The organism is Gluconobacter sp. P5H9_a, assembly GCF_018812085.1.
Classification (GTDB): domain Bacteria; phylum Pseudomonadota; class Alphaproteobacteria; order Acetobacterales; family Acetobacteraceae; genus Gluconobacter.
The window spans coordinates 1-1,305 of record NZ_JACRVW010000040.1 but is presented as its reverse complement, the minus strand read 5'-3'; the positions used below and the strand labels follow the sequence as shown (position 1 = coordinate 1,305).

At 58.1% G+C, this 1,305-nt stretch carries 1 protein-coding gene; it reads right to left on the bottom strand.

Translation table 11 applies throughout. The annotated features are described in order from the left end of the window. Positions 1 to 33: 33 nt before the first annotated feature. Positions 34 to 1,305 (bottom strand): Hint domain-containing protein (locus tag KP708_RS15335; protein WP_215757229.1); only part of this gene is annotated, 1,272 nt, incomplete at its 5' end.

Below are 1,305 nucleotides of genomic sequence, written 5' to 3'. Positions count from 1 at the left end.
AGCCGAGGCTTCCCCATCAGTACCCAGAGGCTGTTATCCGACCTGACGGAGTTCGGGCAGAGCAGAGCGATCCTCCATCAGATAGGGTCCGCTGGACACGACCTGAATGGAAAGAATACCCGGTTCCCTGCTGCTATTTCCGCTTTGCAGCGGCAACGTCGCATCGCCATCCGTCCAGCGGTGTGTGGAAGATTCCAGTCCATGCCAGCCTGACAGGTTGGACAGGGACAGATGAGCGGTCAGACTGACTGTCTGACGAGACGCAAACAGGGAAACATCCCCGACAAGAACGCCGAGATCACGGCGATCGTCTACGAATGGTCCAATCGTGTCACTTGGGCGACTGGCCCGCGATACCAGACGAACTGTCGTGACATTTGCTGGAAGCATGAACATGACACGGTCATTCGCCTGCCGGAGCGGCCGGATGATCTGACCGAAATTGGTGACCAGATGCAGACCCGGATCAGTAGTCAGTTCAGGCTGGAGAACACCATTGCCAGCGCGCTCTGCAATGCGTGCATAAATCGGCTCGACAAAGGCACGGGACGTCTCAAGCGGCAGCGTTTTCGAACCACCGGCCTTCGACCCACCAAAGATTGCAGTTACGGTGTGATTGTCGAACTGGCTGCGGTTTCCTGTATCCAGATAGCTCTCGGTCAGTGCGTTTTCAGCCCAGACCGCTTCATGGCTCTCCAGTTCCACATGATAGTAGGTGTAGCTGTTGATCGTACGATCAATCAGGATGGATGCCCCATTGACCAGCATACGGGCTGGAACCAGCTTGCCCTCGAAGACCATGCAGTGCTCCTGCGTCACCAGCAGGTCACGGGACGGAACACCCTCTGCAAGAGCGCCCTCGCGGATGCGGACGAGCCAGTTTTCTTCCGGCATAGGCTGGCTGGAGACGGTGATGGAACGATGACCCAGCCATTTGACAGGCATGGCCCCCTTCGGCGTCATGACCAGCGTACCCGGCACGAGCGTTTCGACCGTGGCCTCCCCGTCAGGGGTTGTGAGCGCAGTGCCTTCGGCAAAGCATGTCGTATAGACCAGACCGCCATTGCTGTCAGACGACAGGGTATAGCCATACGTGCTGGCGTTCGGCACGTTCAGCGAATACGTGCCACCGGTGGTGTAGAACGTGATGCCACTCGCCGTTGTGCTGACACTGGTGACGCTGGCCTGCGGGATGGACGCCAGCTCAATCGTGTCTGTGGGCGACCAGCCCGAAATGGTATTCGTCGGCATGGTCGTGCCACTGATAACCAGGTTCGCACCATCACCAGAAAGCAGGATCAGGAT